The organism is Bradyrhizobium sp. UFLA01-814, assembly GCF_046718885.1.
GTDB classification, from domain to species: domain Bacteria; phylum Pseudomonadota; class Alphaproteobacteria; order Rhizobiales; family Xanthobacteraceae; genus Bradyrhizobium; species Bradyrhizobium elkanii.
Genome location: NZ_JAQOSR010000158.1, coordinates 1 through 21,819 on the forward strand (window position 1 = coordinate 1; position 21,819 = coordinate 21,819).

The window sequence follows — 21,819 nt, forward strand, 5'->3', positions numbered from 1 at the left end:
CCCGCCTCAAATGCCTCGGCTACAAGACGCCAATCCAGGCCCTTGCCAATCAAACGGGACCAAACACTTTCGCAGGGACGACAGCGGAATGGGCGGCGCGACCGTATCAAACCACCGGCAGGACCCTGATGACGGCCCCGCCTTCCTCCGCTAACCTCGCCGCAAAGGACCGCCAGCAAGGCGGACCGTGTTGAGGGAGGACAGGCGCGTGCATCGAGGCCGTGTCGTATTCGGCGCCATGGACGAGGTCGTGTTCGGGCGGCCCGCGCGTGAGGCCATCGTCGAGCAGCTGGACCGGCTGGGCGCCGAGCGCGCCTTTCTGATGGTGTCGGGCACGCTGAACCGCGAGACCGACGAGATCGAGAAGGTTCGCGCGGCGCTTGGGCCCCGCTGCGTCGGCACCTTCGACAAGATGCCGGCGCATACGCCGCGCGCCGCGGTCATCGCGGCGGCGCAGCAGGCGCGCGGCGCGAAAGCGGATTTGATCGTCACGATCGGCGGCGGCTCGATCACTGACGGCGCCAAAGCGGTGCAGCTTTGCCTCGCCAACAACGTCACGACGTCCGACGGCATCGAGACGATCCGCACCCATGGCGGCGTCTCGCCCGCGATGAATCCGCCGACCGTGCGCCAGATCAGCGTGCCGACCACCATCGCCGGCGGCGAGTTCTCGTCGATCGCCGGCGTCACCAACGAGGCCAAGCGGCAGAAGGAGATGCTGCGCCATCCGCTGGTGATGCCGCGCGCCACCATCCTCGATCCGGAACTGTCGGTGCACACGCCGGAATGGCTGTTCCTGTCGACCGGCATCCGCGCCGTCGATCATTGCGTCGAAGGCATCTGCTCGCGCGAGGCACATCCTTACGGCGACGCGCAGGCGCTGAAGGGGCTCGAGATGCTGGCGGCCGGCCTACCGCGGGTGAAAGCCAACCCGAAGGATATTTCGGCGCGGATGGATTGCCAGATCGGCACCTGGCTCTCCACCGGCCCGCTCGCCTCGGGCGTGCCGATGGGTGCGAGCCACGGCATCGGCTACGTCCTCGGCGCCGAGTTCGACGTGCCGCACGGCTACACCTCGTGCGTGATGCTGCCCGCGGTGATGCGCTGGAACAAGCGCGACAATGCCGACCGGCAGGCGCTGGTCGCGGCCGCAATGGGGCATGCGGGCGCGGACGCCGGCGACGTGCTCGACCGCTTCATCCACGACCTCGGCATGCCGCGCAGCCTGCACGAGGTGCGCGTCGGCCCCGAGCATTTCGACCGCATCGCAACGCAAGCGATGCGAACGCCCTGGGTGCCGCGCAATCCGCGCAAGATCGACGATCCATCCCAAGTTCGCGAGATTCTGGAGATGGCTGCATAGAGCGTTTTCGAGCGAAGTGGGTACCGGTTCGCGTGAAGAAAACGCGTCAAAACAAGAATCTAGATCACGATAAAGGGGGATGTGACGTTCGATGTACACCGGCAAGCATGCTTACCTGCGCCCGCTGCAACCCGCCTTCATCATGGCCGGGACCGGCGAGACCGTCACCTATCGTGAGCTCGAGGCACGCTCCAACCGGCTCGCGCATCTGTTCCGCAAACAGGGGCTGCGGCGGCTCGACCATTATTCGATCTTCATGGAGAACAACAACCGCTACCTCGAGGCCTGCGGCGCCGGCGAGCGCGCCGGGCTCTACTTCACCTGCGTCAACTCCTACCTCACCGCGGGCGAGCTCGCCTACATCCTGACCAACAGCCAGTCGCGGATCCTGATCACCTCGAGGCTGAAGCTCGACATCGCGCGCGAGGCGCTGAAGGAGTGTCCGCAGGTCGAACTCTGCATCGTGGTCGACGGCGAAAGCGAGAGCGATCGCGTTGTCGGGCTGCAACAGGCCACCGCGGACCTGCCGTCAACGCCGATCGCGGACGAATATGCCGGCACCGCGATGCTGTATTCCTCCGGCACGACCGGCCGGCCCAAAGGCATCGTGCGGCCGCTGCCGGAGCAGCCGCCATCGCAGAACCTGCCGCTGTTCGATTTCCTGACGAAGCTCTGGCACTACCGCGAGGGCATGGTCTACCTCTCGCCGGCGCCGCTCTACCACTCGGCGCCGCAGGCCGCGGTCAATCTCACCATCCGGATGGGCGGCACCGTCGTCATCATGGAGAGTTTTGATCCCGAGCGCTATCTCGAGCTGGTGCAAAGATGGGGCATCACCCACAGCCAGCTGGTGCCGACCATGTTCTCACGCCTGCTGAAGCTGCCCGAGGAGGTTCGCGCCCGCTACGATCTGTCGACCCTCGAAATCGCGATCCATGCCGCCGCGCCCTGCCCGGCGCTGGTCAAGGACGACATGATCAAATGGTGGGGTCCCATCATCCACGAATATTACGGCGCGACCGAGGGACTCGGCTTCACCGCCTGCAACAGCGAGGAATGGCTCGCGCATCGCGGCACCGTCGGCAGGGTCCTGCTCGGCGATCTGCATATCCTCGACGAGAACATGCAGCCCTGCCCCAAGGGAACGCCGGGCACCGTGTGGTTCAAGACCGCCACGCCATTCGAATATTTCAACGACCCCGCCAAGACCAGCGAGGCGCGCTCGGCCGACGGCAGCATGAGCACGGTCGGCGACGTCGGCTATGTCGACGACGACAACTTCCTTTATCTCACCGACCGCGCCACCTTCATGATCATCTCCGGCGGCGTGAACATCTATCCGCAGGAATGCGAGAACCTCCTGATCACCCATCCGAAGGTCGCCGACGCGGCGGTGTTCGGCGTGCCCAATGTCGATCTCGGCGAGGAGGTGAAGGCGGTGGTGCAGCCGGTCGACGGCATCGCGCCGGGGCCGGAGCTCGCCGAGGAACTGATCGCGTTCTGCGCCGGCGCGCTGTCGCGCCAGAAGGTGCCGCGCTCGGTGGATTTCGAGGCCGAGCTGCCGCGGCTGCCGACCGGCAAACTCTACAAGCGCCTGCTGCGTGACCGCTATTGGGGCAACAAGACCTCGCGGATCGTGTGAGCGGCATCCGGACTGATGCTGCCAATCCAAGCCGGCGGACGCAACGGACTCGCCGGTCGCGCGGATTTCGCGCTATGCTCCGGGATCGCAAGCCAGCTTCGCCGGAGGCCGCCATGCCATCGCCCCAGCCGCGCGAGCCGGAGCCGGTGCAGGCCGGAAGGCTCGAATTCACTGCCGCCGAGATCGGTGCACTCGCCCATCTCTATCGTGGCGAGGTCTATCGCAGCACGGTCTGGCGCACCCGTCTCGACAGCTCGACCAACTGGGCGGTGGTCACGACCGGGATCGCGCTGTCGGCGACCTACAGCAGTGCGGAAGCCTCGCCCTTGCCGATGGTCCTGGTCGGACTGCTGGTGACCGTATTCCTGCTATTCGAGGCGCGGCGCTATCGCTATTTCAACGTCTGGCGCGCCCGGGCGCGGTTGCTCGAAACCGATTTCTACGCACCGATGATCCGCGGCGAGGGCCCCACACCGAACGCAGCCTGGACCGAACTGCTCGCCAACGACTACCGCCGCCCCAGCTATCACATCAGCTATGTCAGAGCGATCGGCCGGCGCCTGCGACGGACTTATGGCTGGATCTTCGCGATCCAGGCCATCGCCTATTACGGCAAGCTGGCGATCCACCCGCTGCCGCTGACCACGATGAGCGCGATCTTGGACCGCGCTTCGATCGGTCCGATTCCCGGAACCATCGTGATTCTGGCCGGTGTCGCCTTCCATTCCAGCTGGGCGCTGTTCGCCTTCGTCACACATCGCATCGAGGTCGCGGACCGGCGCACGCGGCACAATCTGATCGCAATGGGCTGAGGCGCCGCGGGCCGCGTTGCCGATCGCCGGCTTTTCCCCTAACCTCGCCTCAACAACAAAGAAAAGGGAGGACTAGCGATGGAAGTGATCCCACTGCGTCCGGGATTCGGTGCCGAGCTGCGCGGCGTCACGCTGTCAGACGTTGCCGCCAGCGATGCCGCCTATGCGGCGGTGCGCGCGGCGTTCGAGGAACATTCGGTGCTGGTGTTCCGCGGCCAGGAGGTCAGCGACGACATCCAGCTCGCCTTCTCGCGCCGGTTCGGTCCGCCCGAGGTGACCAAGGTCGGCTCGATGGGCACCGGCTCGCATTTCGTGATCCTCTCGACCTTCGGGCCCGACGGCAAGGTGGTTCCATCCGATCACCGGCAGCAGCTGCGTGCCAGGGCCAACCAGCTCTGGCACACCGATTCTTCCTTCAAGCGGGTGCCGGCGCTGACCTCGATCCTGTCGGCGCGCATCATCCCCGAACATGGCGGCGAGACCGAATTCGTCTCGATGCGGCTTGCCTTCGAGCGGCTCGACAAGGACACGGCGAAGCGGCTGGAGAACGCGTTCGCCTGGCACTCCTACGCGCATTCGCGCAGCAAGGTGGCGACCGGCCTCGCAACGACTGAAGAGGTCGACGCGCTGCCGCCGGTGTGCTGGCGCATGGTCTGGCGCAATCCCGTCAACGGCCGTGGCGCGCTGTATCTCGCCTCCCATGCCTATGGCGTCGAGGGCATGGATGCCGAGGCCGGCAAGGCGCTGATCGAGCAATTGACCGAAGCCGCGACCGCGCCCGGCGTCAGCTATCTGCACCAATGGAAGCAGGGCGACGTCGTGATGTGGGACAACCGCGCCACCATGCATCGCGGCCGCCCCTGGCCGGCGCATGAGGGCCGCCTGATGATTCGCACCACGATCTCGGCGACCGAGGCCGATGGCGTCGCCAACATGCACCTGCCCTCGCCGCAGGCGGCGGAGTGAGGCGAATGCGAATGTTTCCCCGTCATCCTGAGGTGCGAGCCTTGCGGCGCAATTGCGCCGCTGGGCGAGCCTCGAAGGATGCACGGCCACCAGCTGGGCCGTCGATCCTTCGAGACGCGCTTCGCGCTCCTCAGGATGACGGAGAGCGCGTGCAGTGCGCGGCTTACGTCGGCGACAAACTGTCGCTGATTGCGGCCTGCTTCACGCCATACGCATCGGCGCCCGCAACTTAATTCGAAGGGAGTTTCGCCGCTGGATAGCAAAACAACCCGAGTTCCCCGCAATCACAGCCATTATTCCCGATCCGTGGAAATTTTAATGTTGTGGGGTCATCCGAATTGCCAATCCCCGCGCGATCCTCGCTGGTTGCCCGACAGCCTCACCGTGGTATCGTCGATGCCAATCGGCCATTGAGACCGAAATGTGGGAGGGGACCATGCGGAGCGTGCAAGCGCTGGCCGTCGCGGTGTTGTCTGTGCTGATCATCGGCGACGTTTCACGCGCAGCCGAGCCGAAACCGGGCGGCATCTTCAGGATCTATCACCGCGACAGTCCGGGCAGCGCCTCGATCCACGAGGGCGCGACCTATTCGCTGAACGTTCCGTTCATGCCGATCTTCAACAATCTCGTCATCTTCGACCAGCACATCGCCCAGAACAGCGCCAGCACGATCCGGCCCGAGCTTGCGGAGAGCTGGGCCTGGAGCGGCGACAACAAGACGTTGACCTTCAAGTTGCGCAAGGACGTGAAATGGCACGACGGCAAGCCGTTCACCGCAGCCGACGTCAAATGCACCTTCGACATGCTGATGGGCAAGTCGCAGCAGAAGTTCCGGCAGAACCCGCGCAAGTCCTGGTACGAGCAAGTCGAAGAGGTCACGACCAACGGCGACTATCAGGCGTCGTTCAAGCTGAAGCGGCCGCAGCCCGCCCTGCTGTCGCTGCTCGCCTCGGGCTATTCGCCGGTCTATCCCTGCCATGTGTCGCCGGCCGAGATGCGCACCAAGCCGGTCGGCACCGGCCCGTTCAAGTTCGTCGAGTTCAAGGCCAACGAGTCGATCAAGCTCACCAAGAACCCCGACTACTTTAAAAAGGGCCTGCCTTATCTCGACGGTATCGAGTTCACCATCATCCCGAACCGCTCGACCGCGATCCTCGGCTTCGTCTCCGGCAAGTTCGACATGACGTTCCCGACCGAGGTCTCGATCCCCCTACTCAAGGACGTCAAGTCGCAGGCGCCCAACGCGGTCTGCGTGGTGGAACCGAACAACGTCTCCACCAACATCATCATCAATTCGACCGCGCCGCCGTTCGACAATCTCGACATCCGCCGCGCGCTGGCGCTGGCGCTCGACCGCAAGGCGTTCATCCAGATCATGTTCGAGGGCCAGGGTGACATCGGCGGTACCATGGAGCCGGCACCGGACGGGCTGTGGGCGATGCCGAAGGACATGCTGGAGCAGATCCCCGGCTACGGTCCCAACATCGAGAAGAACCGCGAGGAAGCCCGCAAGCTGATGCAGAAGGCGGGCTACGGCCCAGACAAGCACCTGCAGATCAAGGTCTCGACCCGCAACATCGCGGTCTATCGCGATCCCGCGATCATCCTGATCGACCAGATCAAGAGCATCTACATCGACGCCGAGCTCGACGTCGTCGACACCGCGCAATGGTTCCCGAAGATCGCCCGCAAGGACTACTCGCTCGGCCTCAACCTCACCGGCAATGCCGTCGACGAGCCCGACCAGTCGTTCTACGAGAACTACGCCTGCGGCTCGGAGCGGAACTACACCAATTATTGCAACAAGGAGATCGAGAAGCTGTTCGACCAGCAGTCGGAAGAGACCAATACCGACAAGCGCAAGAAGCTGGTCTGGGAGATCGACAAGAAGCTGCAGGAAGACGTCGCGCGTCCGATCATCTTCCATGCCCGCACCGGCACCTGCTGGCAGCCTTACGTGAAGAATGTCACGATCATGTCCAACAGCTCCTATAACGGCTATCGTTACGAAGACGTCTGGCTGGATAAATAGACATAGCGTTTTCGAACGAAGTGGATGCCGGTTCGCGTCAAGAAGCGCATCGGAAGACAAGACACAGGCGGGATCAGGGAGAGAGCCAGGGTGTTTGCCTATATCGTGCGGCGGCTGTTCCTGATGCTCGTGACCCTGTTCGGGATCTCGGTCATCATCTTCGTGCTGCTGCGCGTCGTTCCCGGCAACATCGTCGACATCCTGTTCGACGCCGCGGGCTTCGTCGATCCCGCCGACAAGGCCAATCTCGAGCGCGAGCTCGGCCTGAGCCAGCCGATCGTGATCCAGTACCTGCACTGGATCGGCGGCCTGCTGCACGGCGATCTCGGCTATTCCTACGTCTCGGAAAAGCCGGCGCTGGAGGAAATCCTGCCGCGGATTCCGATCACCGCGCGGCTTGCCGGACTGGCGCTATTGTTCTCCGCCTCAATCGGCATTCCGCTCGGTGTCATCAGCGCCGTCCACCAGGGCTCACGGCTCGATTATGCGCTGCGCGTCGTCAGCCTCAGCGGCCTGTCGCTGCCGTCATTCTGGCTCGGCCTGCTGATTTTGATGGCCTCGGTCTCGCTGTTCGGCGCCATGCCGATCTTCAATCCGAACCCGAAAACCTGGCTCGAGGCGCTGACCATCTATGCCGTGCCGGCGATGGCGGTCGGCTTCCGCAGCGCGGCGCTCACCATGCGCATCACCCGTTCCTCGATGCTGGAGATCCTGCGCCAGGACTATATTCGCACCGCGCGTGCCAAGGGCGCCTCCGAGGCCTCCGTGAACTATCACCACGCGCTGAAGAACGCGGTGCTGCCGGTCATCACCGTGATCGGCATCGAGGCCGCGTTCCTGATCGGCGGCCTGATCGTCACCGAGACCGTGTTCAACATCCCCGGTATCGCCCGCTTCCTGGTCGAGGCGCTGCGCTGGCGCGACTATCCGATCGTGCAGAACCTCGTGATGTTCATCGCCGTCGTGGTGGTGGTCGTGAATTTCATCGTCGACATGCTCTATGCGGCGATCGACCCGCGTATCCGGTTTGGAGACTGAGCATGATCCGGAAAAGTGGGAACCGGTTTTCCTTGCGACAAACGCGAAGCGTTTGCGCTGAGATCATGCTCAACTAAAGAGGCCACGTGGCAACGATCAATTTCGACAGCGAATTGCGACGTGCCGGGGCCAACGCCACCGGCGGCTGGGGACGGTTTGCGTTCCTCGCGCAACGCCACGTGCTCGGCACAATCGGCCTCGTCATCATGCTGCTGTTCGTGCTGACCGCGATCTTCGCGAACGTCATCAGCCGCTACGATCCGCTCAGCGTCGATTCCGCGCACCGGCTGGCTGCGCCGTCCGCGCTGCACTGGTTCGGCACCGACTCCTTCGGCCGCGACGTCTGGAGCCGCATCATCCATGGTGCGCGGATCTCGCTTGCGGTCGGCATCGGCTCGACGACGCTCGGCGCCACGCTCGGCGTGATCGTGGGCCTCGCCTCCGGCTATCTCTCCGGCTGGGTCGACCTCGTGTTCCAGCGGGTCACCGACATCCTGCAGTCGCTGCCGCTCTTGGTGCTCGCACTCGTGATGACCGCGGCGCTCGGCCCATCGCTGCCGAACGTGATCCTGGCGATCGCAATTCCCCTGATCCCGACGGTCGCGCGCGTGATCCGCGCCAACACGCTGGCGCTGCGCGAGCAGCCGTTCGTGGAGGCCGCCAAATCGATCGGCATGAGCGAGACGCGGATCGCGCTGCGCCACGTGCTGCCCAACACCATCGCGCCACTGATCGTGCTCGCCACCGCGCAGCTCGGCTCGACCATCCTGACCGAAGCGTCGCTGTCGTTTCTCGGCCTCGGCATCCCCGAGCCTTATCCGTCCTGGGGTCGTATGCTATCCGAATCAGCCGCCGAATATGTTCGCACCGCGCCGTGGCTCGTGATCTTCCCCGGCATTGCGATCAGCCTTGCGGTGTTCGGCACCAATCTGTTCGGCGACGCGTTACGCGACATTCTCGATCCGAGGCAGCGCGGCTGATGAGCGAGGCCAAGACGCTCGATACGGTTCTCGAGGTGAAGAACCTGCAGACGGTGTTCTTCACCAACTCCGGCCTGTTCCGCGCGGTCGACGACGTCTCGTTCTCGGTCCGCCGCGGCGAAACGCTGGCGATCGTCGGCGAATCCGGCTGCGGCAAGAGCGTCAGCGCGCTGTCGATCATGCGTCTGGTGCCCGATCCGCCCGGCCGCATCGTTGGCGGCTCGGTGACACTCGAGGGTACCGATCTGCTGAAGCTCGACGATGCCGCGATGCGCGACATCAGGGGCAACCGCATCTCCATGATCTTCCAGGAGCCGATGACCTCGCTCAATCCGGTGATGCGGATCGGCGACCAGATCATCGAGGCGGTGCGACTGCATCAGAAGGTCAGCAGCAAGGAGGCCTGGAAGCAGGCCGTCGACATGCTGCGGCTGGTGCGCATCCCGGAACCGGAGCGCCGCGCGCAAGAATATCCGCATCAGCTCTCCGGCGGCATGCGCCAGCGTGCCATGATCGCGATGGCGCTGGCGTGCCGGCCGGCGCTCCTGATCGCGGACGAGCCGACCACAGCGCTCGACGTCACCATCCAGGCGCAGATCCTGGCGCTGATCGTCGATCTGCAAAAGCGGCTCGGCACCGGGCTGATCCTGATCACCCACGACCTCGGCGTCGTCGCGCAAACCGCGCAGCGCGTGATCGTGATGTACGCCGGCAAGAAGGTCGAGGAGGCGACGGTCGAAGCTTTGTTTGAGACGCCGCTGCACCCCTACACGCGCGGGCTGATGGCGTCGATGCCGGCGGTGATCGCGCTCGGCGCGAAGACCGATGCGCGGCTGACCGAAATCCCCGGCATGGTGCCGTCGCTGACCAAGCTGCCGCCCGGCTGCGCCTTCGCGCCGCGCTGCAAGCTGGCAGTCGACCGCTGCCGGCAGGAATATCCGCCGCTCGACGAGATCAAGAGCAATCATTGGGCCGCGTGCTGGCGCGCCGGCGAGATAGCGGAGGCGTCATGACCGAACAGCGCCCGCTTCTCGAGGTGACCGACCTCGTCAAGCACTACGCGGTGCGCGGCGGTGTGCTGCGCCGCCAGGTCGGCACCGTGCATGCGGTCGATGGCGTCAGCTTCGCACTCGGCGCCGGCGAGACGCTCGGGCTGGTCGGCGAATCCGGCTGCGGCAAGTCGACGGTGGCACGCACCGTGCTGCGGCTGGTCGAGCCGACCAGCGGCGCCATCAAGCTGGATGGCGAGGACATCGCGCCGCTCAGCAAGACCGCGCTGCGGCCGTACCGGCGCTCGATGCAGATCGTGTTCCAGGATCCGTTCGCCTCGCTCAACCCGCGCATGACGGCCGGCGACATCGTCGGCGAGCCCCTCACCGTGCATGGCCTTGCGACCGGCGCGAAGAAGCAGGAGCGTGTCGCGGAACTGTTCCAGCAGGTCGGCCTGCGGCCCGACCAGATGAAGAATTTCCCGCACCAGTTCTCCGGCGGCCAGCGCCAGCGCATTTGCATCGCGCGCGCGCTGTCGCTCGGGCCGCGGCTGATCGTCTGCGACGAGCCGGTCTCCGCGCTCGACGTCTCGATCCAGGCGCAGGTGATCAATCTGCTGATCGACCTGCAGCGCCAGCAGAACTTCTCCTATCTGTTCATCGCGCACGATCTCGCGGTCGTCGCGCATATCAGCCACCGCGTCGCGGTGATGTATCTCGGCCGCATTGTCGAGATCGCCGACAAGCACGAGCTGTTCGCCAATCCGCGCCACCCCTACACCCAGGCGCTGCTCGCCTCGGTGCCGATCGCCGACCCCAAGGCCAAGCGAACCGCGCCGCTGATCGACGGCGATGTCCCGAGCCCGATCAATCCACCTTCAGGCTGCGCCTTCCACACCCGGTGCCGCTACGCGATGGATCGCTGCAAGACCGAACGCCCGGTGCTGCAGGCGGCCGGCCCGGCGCATCAGGTCGCCTGCTGGCTGAATGACGGCACGGGGCGCGAGGAATGACTCAGCTGTCGTCCCTGCGAAAGCAGGGACCCATAACCACAAATGTTCGCTGTTGCGCCGCGCTGTGGCCCCCAGCTTTTTTGAATCACCACGTCCTGTGGTTATGGGTCCCGGGTCGCGCTCCGCTTGCCCGGGACGACGGCGGTTAGGCGACAGCCTCGATCTCCACCACGATCTTCCCCGTCGTCACCTGCTCGCCCTCGGCGACATCGATCGACGACACCGTGCCCGCGACGCCGGCGGTGTGGACGTGCTCCATCTTCATCGCTTCCAGCGTCATCACCGGCTGGCCGGCCGCGACCTTGTCGCCCGGCTTCACCAGCACCGCGACGACCCGGCCGTTCATGGCCGCGCGGACCTTGCCGTCGCCGCCGGCCGCCGTCGCGCTCTCCGGCGGCGCCAGCGTGAGATCGCGCGCTGCCAGCGTGACACCGCGATGCAGGATATGGAGCCGATCGCCATCGCGCAGGAATCTGGCCTGCTCCATCACCCCGTCGTGGTGGAAGCGGATGCTGTCCTGGCTGAGCTCGTCGATCACGAAGCTGAAGCGATCGCCGTTGCGGATCGCGAGGTAGCTGCCGTCCCGCTCGCGGACAATCTCGATCTCCTGCACGCCGTGGCCGAAATCGATCCGCAGGCCGAGCGGGAATGTCGCTGCGATCGACCGGCCGCGCTGCCATGGCGGCGCGTGCGGATGGGTCACGTAGAGCAGCAGCGCCGCAAGCGCGATATCGCTGCCGCGATCGGGCCGGACCGCGAGGAGCGCTTCGCGGTTGTCGCCGATGAAGGCCGTGGTCGCCTCGCCCCTGGCGAAGACCGGATGGCGCATGCAATCGATCAGGAAGCCCTGATTGGTGGTGACGCCGAAGGCGGTGACCTGCTCCAGGGCACAGATCAGCTTGCCGCGCGCCTCGTCGCGGGTCGCGCCGTGGCTGATGACCTTGGCGATCATCGAATCATAGAACGGCGGGATCTCCGAGCCGGACTGCAGCGCATGCTCGACGCGGATACCATCTGGCATCTGCCACCGCGCCATCGTGCCGGATTGCGGCATGAAATCGTGCGCGGCATCCTCCGAGCAGAGCCGGACCTCGATGGCATGGCCGGAGAACTTGACGTCTTCCTGGGTCAAGCCGAGCGGCGCGCCGCTGGCGACGCGCAGTTGCAATTCGACCAGATCGAGCCCGATGATCGCCTCGGTGACGGGATGCTCGACCTGCAGCCGCGTGTTCATCTCCATGAAGTAGAAATTGCCGGCGCGATCGAGCAGGAATTCCAGCGTGCCCGCACCCTCGTAGCCGATCGCCTTGACCGCCTGCACCGCGACCGCGCCCATCCGCGCGCGCAGCTCCGGCGTCACCGCCGGCGACGGCGCCTCCTCGACCAGCTTCTGGTGCCGCCGCTGCACCGAGCAATCGCGCTCGCCGAGATGGATGGCGTTGCCATGGCGGTCGCCGAACACCTGGATCTCGATGTGGCGGGGATTGACGATCGCGCGCTCCAGAATGACGGTTGGATCGCCGAACGCGCCCTGCGCCTCCGACCGCGCGCTGCGCAGCGCATCGGGAAATGCCGCCGCATCGGTGACCAGCCGCATGCCGCGGCCGCCGCCACCGGCGACCGCCTTGATCATCACCGGAAAACCAATGGCCCTGGCTTCCGCCAGCATCACGGCATCGCTCTGGTCGGCGCCCTGATAGCCGGGCACGCAGGGTACGCCGGCCCGCTGCATGATCTCCTTGGCGCCGGCCTTGTTGCCCATCGCAAGGATCGCCTCCGGCGATGGACCGATGAACACCAGACCCGCATCGCGGCAGGCCTGCGCAAAATCCTCGTTCTCGGCGAGGAAACCATAGCCGGGATGCACCGCGCCGGCGCCGCTCGCCTTGGCGGCGGCGATGATCGCGTCGATCTTCAGATAGGATTGCGCCGGCAGCGCCTCGCCGATCCGCACCGCCTGGTCGGCCTCGCGCACATGCAGCGCGTCGCGGTCGGCGTCCGAATAGACCGCGACGACACCATGGCCGAGCCGCCGTGCCGATCGCATGATGCGCAGCGCGATCTCGCCGCGATTGGCGATCAGGATCTTGAAGAACGGCGTCCGCTTCACGATTGCCCCGCTCATGGCCGCGCCACCGAGAACTGCATGCGCTGCGGGCTGCGAGCCTCGGCCTCGCGGCAGATCGAAAGCACCTCTGCCAAGACCGTCCGCGTATCGCGCGGATCGATCACGCCGTCGTCGAGCACGCGGGCGCTGGTCGAGAACACGTCCATCTGGCTGTCGAACACGCCGGTGATCTGCGCCTTCATCGCGTCCAGCTTCTCCTTCTCGATCGGCTTGCCGCGCCGCGCGGCGGCGGCTTCAGTGACGATCGCCATGGTTTCGGCGGCCTGCTCGCCGCCCATCACGGCGGTCTTGGCGTTGGGCCAGGAGAAGCAGAAGCGAGGGTGGAAACCGCGGCCGCACATGCCGTAATTGCCGGCGCCGAACGAGGCGCCGCAATACAGCGTGATCTGCGGCACCGTCGCCGAGGTCACCGCCTGGATCATCTTCGAACCGTGCTTGATCATGCCGGCCTCTTCATAGGCTCGGCCCACCATGTAGCCGGTGGTGTTGTTCATGTAGAGGATCGGCGTGCGCGACTGGCAGCAGGCCTGGATGAAATGCGTCGCCTTGTTGGCGCCGGGCACGTCGAGCGGGCCATTATTGGTGATGATGCCGATCGCTTGGCCCTGGATGCGGGCATGGCCGCAGACCGTCGCCGGACCGTAATTGGCGCCGAACTCGGTGAAGTCGGAATCGTCGATGAAGCGCGCGATCGCCTGGCGCATGTCGACGGGACGCTTGTGGTCCATCGGCATGATGCCGAGCAGTTCCTCGGCGTCATAGCGCGGCGGCTTGAACGCAGCCGGTTCGCGGTCCGGACGATCCCAAGGCAGCTTGGCCATGATGTCGCGCGCGATGCGCAGTGCATCGCGGTCGTCCTCGGCGAGATAATCGCCAAGGCCCGAAATCGAGGTGTGCATCTCGGCGCCGCCGAGCTCCTCCTCGGTCGCGATCTCGCCGGTGGCGGCCTTGAGCAGAGGCGGCCCGGCGAGGAAGGCGCGGGTGCGGCCGCGCACCATCACGATGTAGTCGGACAGGCCCGTCTGGTAGGCGCCGCCCGCGGTCGAGGAGCCGTGGGTGACGGTGACGACGGGAAGCCCCGCCGCCGACAGCCGCGCCAGGTTGCGAAAAATGTTGCCGCCACGGACGAAGTCCTCGACACGGTAGCGCAGCAGATTGGCGCCGGCGCTCTCGACCAGCTGCACATAGGGCAGCTTGTTCTCCAGCGCGAGTTCCTGCACCCGCAGCGTCTTGTCGAGGCCGTAAGGCTGCAATGCACCCGCGTCGATGCCGGCATCATTGGCGCTGACCATGCAGCGGATGCCGGAGACGAAGCCGATGCCGGCGACAAGTCCACCGCCGGGCACGCTCTTGTCGGCATCCGCCACGTCGAACATGTAGCCGGCGAGCGTCGACAGTTCGAGGAAGGGCGAGCCGGGATCGAGCACCAGCGCGACGCGCTCGCGCGGCAACAGCTGGCCGCGCCTGTGGAAGCGGTCCTTTGCCGCGGCGGAGGCGGCGCGCGTCCGCTCCTCCAGGGTGCGCATCCGGGCGATCAGCGCCAGCATGCCGTCGCGATTGCCCCGGAAGGCGGCGCTGCCGGTGGAAATCGTGTTCTCGATGATGGCCACTAGGCGCGCTCCACAAAATGCCCACTGTATTGCTGCCGCAACTCGACCTTGCGCAGCTTGCCGGTCGCGGTCATCGGCATCTCCTCGAGGATACGCACCAGCTTCGGCACCTGGAAGCCGCCGAGGTGCTTTCTGCAATGCGCCTCGATGCCGGCCTCGTCGGCCACCGCGCCGGGCTTCAGGTTGACGAAGGCGGAGACCGCCTCGCCCCATTGCGGATGCGGCAGGCCGACCACGGCGGCATTCTGCACGGCGGGGTGCGCCAGCAACGTCTCCTCGATCTTGACGGAGGCAACGTTCTCGCCGCCCGACTTGATCATATCCTTCTTGCGGTCGAGGAACAGCATCTCGCCATTGCCGTCGATCAAAGCAAGATCGCCGGTATGGTGCCAGCCGAACTTGCGCGCCTCCTCGGTCGATTTGGGGTCCTTGTAGTAGCCCATCATCACGTTGGGCCCGCGATGCACGAGCTCGCCGATCTCGCCGCGCGGCAGCAGGTTGCCATTGTCGTCCATGATCGCGGTCTCATTGACGATCAGCGATTCGCCCCAGTAATTGCCGAAGCGGTCGAGCTGCACCTCCGGGCGGGACATCGTCGTCGCCGGATACATCTCGGTCTGGCCGCTGGACAGCACGAAGTTCGGACAGAGATCGGCCATGGCGCGCTCGAGCAGCGGCTTGCCCATCGGCGCCATGGTGTAGATGCAGCAGCGCAGGCCCGACAGGTCGTAGTCGCGGCGGCGCGGATGGTCGAGGATCGCCTGATACATCAAGGACAGGCCGACGAACACGGTGAGCTCGTCGCGGACGATCGCCTCCATGCACGCGACCGGATCGAAGCCGCGCATCAGCGCCATGCGGCCGCCGACCGAGAGATAGCTAAGCAGCAGCACGTGGCCGGCGCAGTGGAACAGCGGAAACTGCCCGGTGATCCCGTCATCGCGCGAGAGCTGCATCTCGATGCAGTTGCTCATCACGGCCATGACAACGGCGAGGTGACAATGCATCGCGCCCTTCGGCCGCGAGGTGGTGCCTGACGTATAGATGATCATCGCGAGGTCGCGGTCATTGATCTCGATGTCAGGCTCGATCTCGGACTGTCCCTCCAGCAGACCGTTGAACTCCTGCAATCCGGTCTTGCCGGCATTGCCGGTCAGGTCGATTGCGATCATCTCCATGCCGCGCGCTTCCAGCGCGGCGCGGCGGTCGGCCTGGGCATGAAGGGCGTCGTCGATGACGGCGAAGCGGACCTCGGCATGGCCGAGGATGTAATCCATGTCAGACGGTCCGAGCATGGTGTTGATCGGCACCCAGACCAGGCCGGCGCGGTGAATGCCGAACAGCGCTTTGACGAATTCGACGGAGTTGTTGCAGATGGTCGAGATCTTTTCGCCCGGCTTCAGCCCGCGCTGCACCAGATGATTGGCGAAGCGATTGGCGTCGCGCTCGAGTTCGGTGAAAGTGACCTGCCGGTTGCCATCGGTCAGCGCGATGCGATCTGGAAACCGCCGCGCGGCGCGCTTCAACAGATCGCCGATCGCGACCCGCCCGATGCGGCCCGGCCCGGTGACACCGCCGGTTGCTGCGAGATTGTCCATGCGTGTTGTCTCCCCTGCTCCGTCATTCCGGGATGCGCGAAGCGCAGACCCGGAATCCAGAGGTGTGGCGCGAGATTCTCAGATGCGCAATTGCGCATCATAGTTCACGGTTCGCGTACCTCGGAATGACGGTCAGTGCCTGACCCCGAAAATCTGCCGCGCTTCGGCGGGGCTCGCGATCTCGCGGCCGGCGCGGCGCGCGCAGGCGGCGAGGCCTTCGACGAGTTGTCCGTTCGACGTCACCTTGGTGCCGTCGCCGAGATAGAACGTATCCTCGAGCCCGCTGCGCAGATGGCCCCCGAGATCGGCGGCGCGCTGATGCAGTGGCCAGATCTCGGCGCGGCCGATCGCGGTGACCTGCCAACGCGCCTCCGGCGCCTTCAGCTTCAAGAGGATCGGCAACAGCTCCGGATCGGCCGGCATGCCCGAGGCGACGCCCATGACGAAATTGTATTCGAGCGGGCCGGAATACATCCCGGTCTGCCGGTACATCCCGACGCAGCGCACGATACCGACATCGAAGCACTCGAATTCGGGAATGGTGCCGGCCGCCTTCATCACGTCGAGATAGTCCTGCACCTTCTCGACGGCGTTATCGAACATCATGGGCGGCCAGGCCCAGGTGTTGTCGGCCTTCACCTTCAGATAATTCAGCGAGCCGGCATTGCAGGCGGCGATCTCGGGCCTGGTCTCGCGTACGCAATCGAGCGCGCCCTGGTAGTTCGGGCCCGAGGTACCGGTGGTGTGGTTGATGATCACGCCGGGACAAGCCTCGCGGATCGCCTGCTGGATCTCCTTGCTGACGCCGACTTCCCATGACGGCAGATGGCCCTTGTTCGGCTCCTGCTGCCGCAGATGGATGTGCATGATGCTGGCGCCGGCGTTGAACGCGGCCCTGGCCTCGCGCGCCATCTCTTCCGGCGTCACCGGAACGTTGTGCTGCTTCGGGTCGGTAAGCACGCCGTTCAGCGCGCAGGTGATGACGGCCTTGTCGCTCATGGGTCTCTTGTCCGCTTTGCGGCGCACATGCGCTGCTGATCTTGCCATGATGAGAACTTTGTCGTCGCGTCATCTTGCGTTGACTGGCTAAGTGGATGCGCTCACGACGCAATCCGTCGCCAGCCGGTTAACACAAGACGCGACGCCCGCATGACGCCTAACCTTGCCGCCAAGCGGAAGCGGCGCAACAAGCCGGCATTACGGGGAGAACGTCATGGTCTCGATCAACCGGCGCACATGGCTTACGAGCGCGGCAGGCGCGGGATTTGCCGCTATGGCAGGCCTCCGGCCTTCGTTCGCCGAGGACACGCCCGGCGTCACCGCAACCGAGATCAGGATCGGCAGCACCACCTCCCTGAGCGGCCCGGTATCCGCGCTCGGCGTGCAGGCGCGCTGCCAGGAAGCCTATTTCAAGATGCTGAACGAGCAGGGCGGCATCGCCGGCCGGCAGATCAAATACATCTACTACGACGACGCGTTCAATCCGGCGAAGACGGTCGAGCAGGTGCGCCGCCTGATCGAAAGCGACAATGTCGCCTTCCTGTTCAACATGCTCGGCACCGCGCCGAACTCGTCGGTCGTCAAATACATCAACGCCGCCAAGGTGCCGCACCTGTTCCTGTCGGTGAACGGCGACAAATGGGGCGACTACAAGACCTATCCCTGGACCATGGGCTTTGCACCGAGCGCGCGGACCGAGGCGCAGGTGTTCGTCAAATACGCGCTGAGCCAGAACAAGAACGCGAAGTTCGCGGTGCTCTACCAGAACGACGACCTCGGCAAGGATTTCGTCGCCGGGGCCAAGGACGTGCTCGGCGAGCGGTTCGCGACCGCAGCTGTGGTGGCCTCGCACGAGGTCACCGATCCCACGATCGATTCCCAGATCGTTGCGCTCCGCGGCGCCAATCCCGATGTGCTGATCTCGGGCACCACGGCGAAGTTCTGCGCGCAGTCGATTCGCAAGATCTATGAGCTCGGCTGGAAGCCGATGCACTTCATCGCCAGCGGCGCCGCCTCGATCTCCTCGACCATTGCGCCTGTCGGCCTCGACAAGTCGCAGGGCACGATCTCGTCGGCCTATGTCAAGGACGTCGCCGACCCGGCCTGGGCCAATGATCCCGGCGTGAAGAACTTCCTCGCCTTCATGGAGAAGTACTTCCCCGACGGCAATCCGAAGGAGGGCTACAACCTCTACGCCTACACGGTGGCGCAGGTGCTGAAAATCGTGCTCGAGCAATGCAAGGGCAATTTCAGCCGCGACAACATCATGGCGCAGGCCAACAACCTGAAAGACATCGAGGTCCCGACGCTGCTGCCCGGCATCCGCGTCAACACCAGCCCGACCAATCATCACCCGCTGCAGCAGCTTCAGCTGCAACGGATCGAAGGGCCCGGCTGGCTGCGGTTCGGCGAGGTGATCCAGGGCGCGAATCTGTAGCGGAGGAGAATCCCAAATCCCAGGTGTCGTCCCGGGCAAGCGAAGCGCGACCCGGGACCGATAACCACGAATGGAGGTTATAGGGTCCTCTGGAGCCACAGCCGTCTAAAGTACTGAGATCGGTGGTTATGGGTCCCGGCTTTCGCCGGGACGACAGCGGAGGTTACGTCAGCGCGCGTTCGTTCGCGGCCTGTCCGGTGCGATAGATCGCAAGATCCCGCGAGCCGGAGAAGATCGCGCGCGGCTTCAAGCCATAGAAGCGACGAATCGAGTGGCTGAAATGCGTCGAGTCGGGATAGCCGATATCCTGCGCGAGATGCGCGAGGTTGATGTCCTGGTTGGCGAAGTGCAGCAGATGCCGCGCGCGCTTCCAGGCGCGGAAGGAGCGGAACGAGATCCCGGTCTCCTCCTTGAACAGATGCAGGAAGCGCGAGGGCGATAGCCCGGCCTCGGCGGCGCAGCCCGCCGCGGTCACCGGCTCGCCGGAGAACTGCCCGATGCGGCCGATCGCGCGCACGACACGCGGATCGAGCACGCGCTGCGGCAGCGCGTCGCCGAAGCACATGGTGTCGAACTCGGCATTCGCAATCGCATCGCGATGCTGCATCTCGGCAAGCGTCGCATAGGCGTTGCGAATGCGATTGGCGAACAGATGAGAGTCTGGTCCTTGCAAACGGCGGGCGACCGCCTCAAGGGTGCCGTCGGGCACGCTTTCCGGCTCGATCGCGACGCAGATCGCCGAGCGATATTCGCTGGTGATGGTGTGGCGCAGGTTCGGCATCGTCACCGCGAGCTCGCCATGCGACTCGCGGCCTTCGCTGGTCGACAGATGCAGCCCGTCGCGGATCGCGACATAGACATGGAATGCGCCGGGACAGCGCTCGCGCGGGCGTCCGAGCAGCCCGGCATAGAACACCCGTTCCGGCGTAATCAGCATCCGGTGACCGGATTGCTGGCTGGAGCTCTGGCACTTCGTGTCCACGATCGCGTCCATGGCGGTTCCTCCTCGCGCGGCTCTTTGGGCCGCTGCGGCGGAGCTACCATAACGCAAATTCGCAAGCTGTCACCGATGTGCTGGATCAATTCCGGGACACATTGCCTTCGGCGAGATCAGAGCCGCGCCCGCGGCGCAACGTTCTGTTCCTGCCCGGCTTTTTGCTCCGCCGCCACCGCGCGCTTGTAGCCGTCGCGCTGCTGCAGCCGCGCCCAATAGGCCGCGACATTCGGCCCGAAATCCTTGGCGAGGCCGATATTGCTGGCAAGCCGCAGCGCATAACCGTTCGTAATGTCGGCCGCGGTGAAGCGTTCCGCGCAGAGGAATTCCGACTTCGCGGCGGCGGCTTCCACTGCACGCAGCCGGCCCAGGAACCATTTTGCATAATCACCCGAGACCTGCGGGTTGCGCCGCTCCTCCGGCTCGAGCTGGCTGTAGCGGAGCACCAGCGTCTGCGGAAAGGTCAGCGTCGCGTCGGAAAAATACATCCAGTTCAGGAACGCGCCATAGGCCGGCTCATCGACGCCGACAATCAGCGGCGTCGGGCCGTATTTGGTGCCGAGATAATGGCAGATGCCGGAGGACTCCGTCATCCTGGTCTCGCCATCGATCATGAACGGGATGGTGCCGAGCGGATTGATCCCGAGATATTCCTTGGCGAACACCCGCGGCGGGAACGGCAGCATCTTCAGCTCATAGGCAAGCCCAAGCTCCTCCAGCATCCACAGCGGACGGAACGAGCGCGCGGCGTCGCAATGATAGAGCGTGATCATCAGGCGTTTCCCTTTTGCTTCAAGGCAGGCAGCGTGCCCATCATCTTGCACAATACCATGAGCATCACCTCGTCGGCGCCGCCACCGATCGAGGTCAGGCGGCTGTCGCGATAGGCGCGGCTGACCGGCGTCTCGTTGGTGAAGCCCATGCCGCCCCAATATTGCAGGCAGGCATCGGTGAGCTCGCGGCCGAGCCGGCCGGCCTTCAGCTTGGCCATGGTCGCGAGCCGGGTCACGTCCTCGCCGGCCACCAGCGCCTCGCCGGCACGATAGATCAGCGAGCGCAGCAGCTCGACCTCGGTCTGCATCTCCGCGAGCTTGAAGTGCACCACCTGGTTGTCGAGGATCGAGCCGCCGAACGCCTTGCGGTTGCGAGTGTAGTCGATGGTCTCATTGATGATGAATTCATGCGCCTTCAGGCAGGCGGCCGCGCCCCACAGCCGCTCCTCCTGGAACTGGATCATCTGGTAGGTGAAGCCCAGGCCCTCCTCACCGATCCGGTTGCGCTTCGGCACCCGGACATTGTCGAAGAAGATCTGGGCGGTGTCGGACGAACGCATGCCGAGCTTGTCGAGCTTGCGCGCGACCTGCACGCCCCTCATCTTCATCGGCACGCAGATCAGCGACTTGTTGCGGTGGACCTGACCGTCGCTGGTGTTGGCGAGCAGGCAGATCCAATCGGCCTGGGTGCCGTTGGTAATCCACATCTTGCCGCCATTGATGACGTAATCATCGCCGTCGGAGCGCGCACTGGTCTTGATCGAGGCGACGTCGGAGCCGGCGCCGGGCTCGGACACGCCGATGCACGCGACCTGATCGCCTGATATCGCAGGCACCAGGAATTCGCGCCGCACCTCGTCGGAGCCGAACCGCGCCAGCGCCGGCGTCGCCATATCGGTCTGCACCCCGATCGCCATCGGCACGCCGCCGCAGGTGATGGCCCCTAACTCCTCGGCCATCATCAGCGCGTAGGAATAATCCAGCCCCTGACCGCCGAACTCGACCGGTTTGTTGAGGCCGAGGAAGCCGAGATTGCCGAGCTTCTTGAACAGCTCATGCGCTGGGAAGATATCGGCCTTCTCCCATTCGTCGACATGAGGATTGATCTCGGCCGCGATGAACTTTTGTAGAGCGCGGCGCGGTTCGTCGTGGTCGGCGGTGAAGAGCATGTTCTCGAACTATCCTTTGTCATTCCACGGCGATGCGAAGCATCGAACCCGGAATCCTTATCCATCATCTCGAGATTCCGGGTTCGCGCTACGCGCGCCCCGGAATGACTTTTCCTTCTCACCTCCCCCTGAAAGGGGGGAGGTCGGAACGCTCGGCAACGCCGAGCGGGCCGGGTGGGGGTCACACCAGCAATCGAACGCGCGGCTTGACCCCCACCCTGCCCCTGTCTCTTATACACATCTGACGCTGCCGACGACCATGGTATAGTGTAGAT

17 protein-coding genes are annotated in these 21,819 nt (G+C 65.0%); 10 read left to right on the plus strand and 7 right to left on the minus strand.

Annotation, left to right across the window (positions count from 1 at the left end):
* Positions 1-208: 208 nt before the first annotated feature.
* The 9 genes from PMN64_RS34085 (at position 209) to PMN64_RS34125 (ending at position 10,835) form a co-directional block, all read left to right on the plus strand.
* Complete coding sequence (locus tag PMN64_RS34085) at positions 209-1,363, plus strand: iron-containing alcohol dehydrogenase (RefSeq protein ID WP_411783861.1); 1,155 nt, start codon at positions 209-211, stop codon at positions 1,361-1,363.
* A gap of 91 nt (positions 1,364-1,454) precedes the next feature.
* Entirely contained in the window at positions 1,455-3,005 is a 1,551-nt protein-coding gene (locus tag PMN64_RS34090; protein ID WP_411783862.1) for an AMP-binding protein, read from the plus strand.
* Between the two features lie 113 nt (positions 3,006-3,118).
* On the plus strand, positions 3,119-3,817 hold the full coding sequence (locus PMN64_RS34095; RefSeq protein ID WP_411783863.1) for a DUF2270 domain-containing protein: 699 nt from the start codon (positions 3,119-3,121) through the stop codon (positions 3,815-3,817).
* A gap of 78 nt (positions 3,818-3,895) precedes the next feature.
* Entirely contained in the window at positions 3,896-4,783 is an 888-nt protein-coding gene (locus PMN64_RS34100; protein WP_411783864.1) for a TauD/TfdA dioxygenase family protein, read from the plus strand.
* A 436-nt stretch (positions 4,784-5,219) separates the two neighbouring features.
* Positions 5,220-6,815, plus strand: a complete 1,596-nt coding sequence (locus tag PMN64_RS34105) for an ABC transporter substrate-binding protein (protein WP_411783865.1) — start codon at positions 5,220-5,222, stop codon at positions 6,813-6,815.
* A 90-nt stretch (positions 6,816-6,905) separates the two neighbouring features.
* Positions 6,906-7,853: an ABC transporter permease gene (locus PMN64_RS34110; RefSeq protein WP_411783866.1), complete on the plus strand. Its 948-nt coding sequence runs from the start codon at positions 6,906-6,908 to the stop codon at positions 7,851-7,853.
* An 86-nt stretch (positions 7,854-7,939) separates the two neighbouring features.
* The gene (locus PMN64_RS34115) at positions 7,940-8,833 is read left to right on the plus strand and encodes an ABC transporter permease (RefSeq protein WP_411783867.1); all 894 of its coding nucleotides are present in this window, start codon (positions 7,940-7,942) and stop codon (positions 8,831-8,833) included.
* Positions 8,833-9,846, plus strand: coding sequence for an ABC transporter ATP-binding protein (locus PMN64_RS34120; RefSeq protein ID WP_411783868.1), 1,014 nt, complete (start codon positions 8,833-8,835; stop codon positions 9,844-9,846). The genes PMN64_RS34115 and PMN64_RS34120 overlap by 1 nt, the downstream gene beginning before the upstream one ends.
* The gene (locus tag PMN64_RS34125; RefSeq protein ID WP_411783869.1) at positions 9,843-10,835 is read left to right on the plus strand and encodes an ABC transporter ATP-binding protein; all 993 of its coding nucleotides are present in this window, start codon (positions 9,843-9,845) and stop codon (positions 10,833-10,835) included. Before PMN64_RS34120 ends, PMN64_RS34125 begins: the two co-directional genes overlap by 4 nt.
* Before the next feature lie 145 nt (positions 10,836-10,980).
* Here the strand turns inward: PMN64_RS34125 and PMN64_RS34130 are convergent, their stop codons facing one another.
* The 4 genes from PMN64_RS34130 to PMN64_RS34145 all read right to left on the minus strand — a co-directional run bounded on the left by PMN64_RS34130 (position 10,981) and on the right by PMN64_RS34145 (position 17,170).
* Positions 10,981-12,960: an acetyl/propionyl/methylcrotonyl-CoA carboxylase subunit alpha gene (locus PMN64_RS34130; RefSeq protein WP_411783870.1), complete on the minus strand. Its 1,980-nt coding sequence runs from the start codon at positions 12,958-12,960 to the stop codon at positions 10,981-10,983.
* Entirely contained in the window at positions 12,957-14,573 is a 1,617-nt protein-coding gene (locus PMN64_RS34135) for an acyl-CoA carboxylase subunit beta (RefSeq protein WP_411783871.1), read from the minus strand. The genes PMN64_RS34130 and PMN64_RS34135 overlap by 4 nt, the downstream gene beginning before the upstream one ends.
* Positions 14,573-16,171 carry an AMP-binding protein gene (locus PMN64_RS34140; protein WP_411783872.1) on the minus strand — a complete coding sequence of 533 codons (1,599 nt, stop codon included), beginning with the start codon at positions 16,169-16,171 and terminating at the stop codon, positions 14,573-14,575. The genes PMN64_RS34135 and PMN64_RS34140 overlap by 1 nt, the downstream gene beginning before the upstream one ends.
* Before the next feature lie 132 nt (positions 16,172-16,303).
* A complete protein-coding gene (locus tag PMN64_RS34145; protein ID WP_411783873.1) occupies positions 16,304-17,170 on the minus strand; it encodes a 3-keto-5-aminohexanoate cleavage protein in 867 nt (288 codons plus the stop codon).
* Positions 17,171-17,444: 274 nt separating this feature from the next.
* Between PMN64_RS34145 and PMN64_RS34150 the strand changes: the two genes are divergently transcribed.
* Positions 17,445-18,608 carry an ABC transporter substrate-binding protein gene (locus PMN64_RS34150; protein WP_411783874.1) on the plus strand — a complete coding sequence of 388 codons (1,164 nt, stop codon included), beginning with the start codon at positions 17,445-17,447 and terminating at the stop codon, positions 18,606-18,608.
* A 163-nt stretch (positions 18,609-18,771) separates the two neighbouring features.
* On the opposite strand, the gene PMN64_RS34155 is transcribed toward PMN64_RS34150, so the two are convergent.
* The 3 genes from PMN64_RS34155 to PMN64_RS34165 all read right to left on the minus strand — a co-directional run bounded on the left by PMN64_RS34155 (position 18,772) and on the right by PMN64_RS34165 (position 21,544).
* Positions 18,772-19,602 carry a helix-turn-helix domain-containing protein gene (locus tag PMN64_RS34155; RefSeq protein ID WP_411783875.1) on the minus strand — a complete coding sequence of 277 codons (831 nt, stop codon included), beginning with the start codon at positions 19,600-19,602 and terminating at the stop codon, positions 18,772-18,774.
* Between the two features lie 116 nt (positions 19,603-19,718).
* Positions 19,719-20,375 carry a glutathione S-transferase family protein gene (locus PMN64_RS34160; RefSeq protein ID WP_411783876.1) on the minus strand — a complete coding sequence of 219 codons (657 nt, stop codon included), beginning with the start codon at positions 20,373-20,375 and terminating at the stop codon, positions 19,719-19,721.
* A complete protein-coding gene (locus PMN64_RS34165; RefSeq protein WP_411783877.1) occupies positions 20,375-21,544 on the minus strand; it encodes an acyl-CoA dehydrogenase family protein in 1,170 nt (389 codons plus the stop codon). The genes PMN64_RS34160 and PMN64_RS34165 overlap by 1 nt, the downstream gene beginning before the upstream one ends.
* Positions 21,545-21,819: the final 275 nt, after the last annotated feature.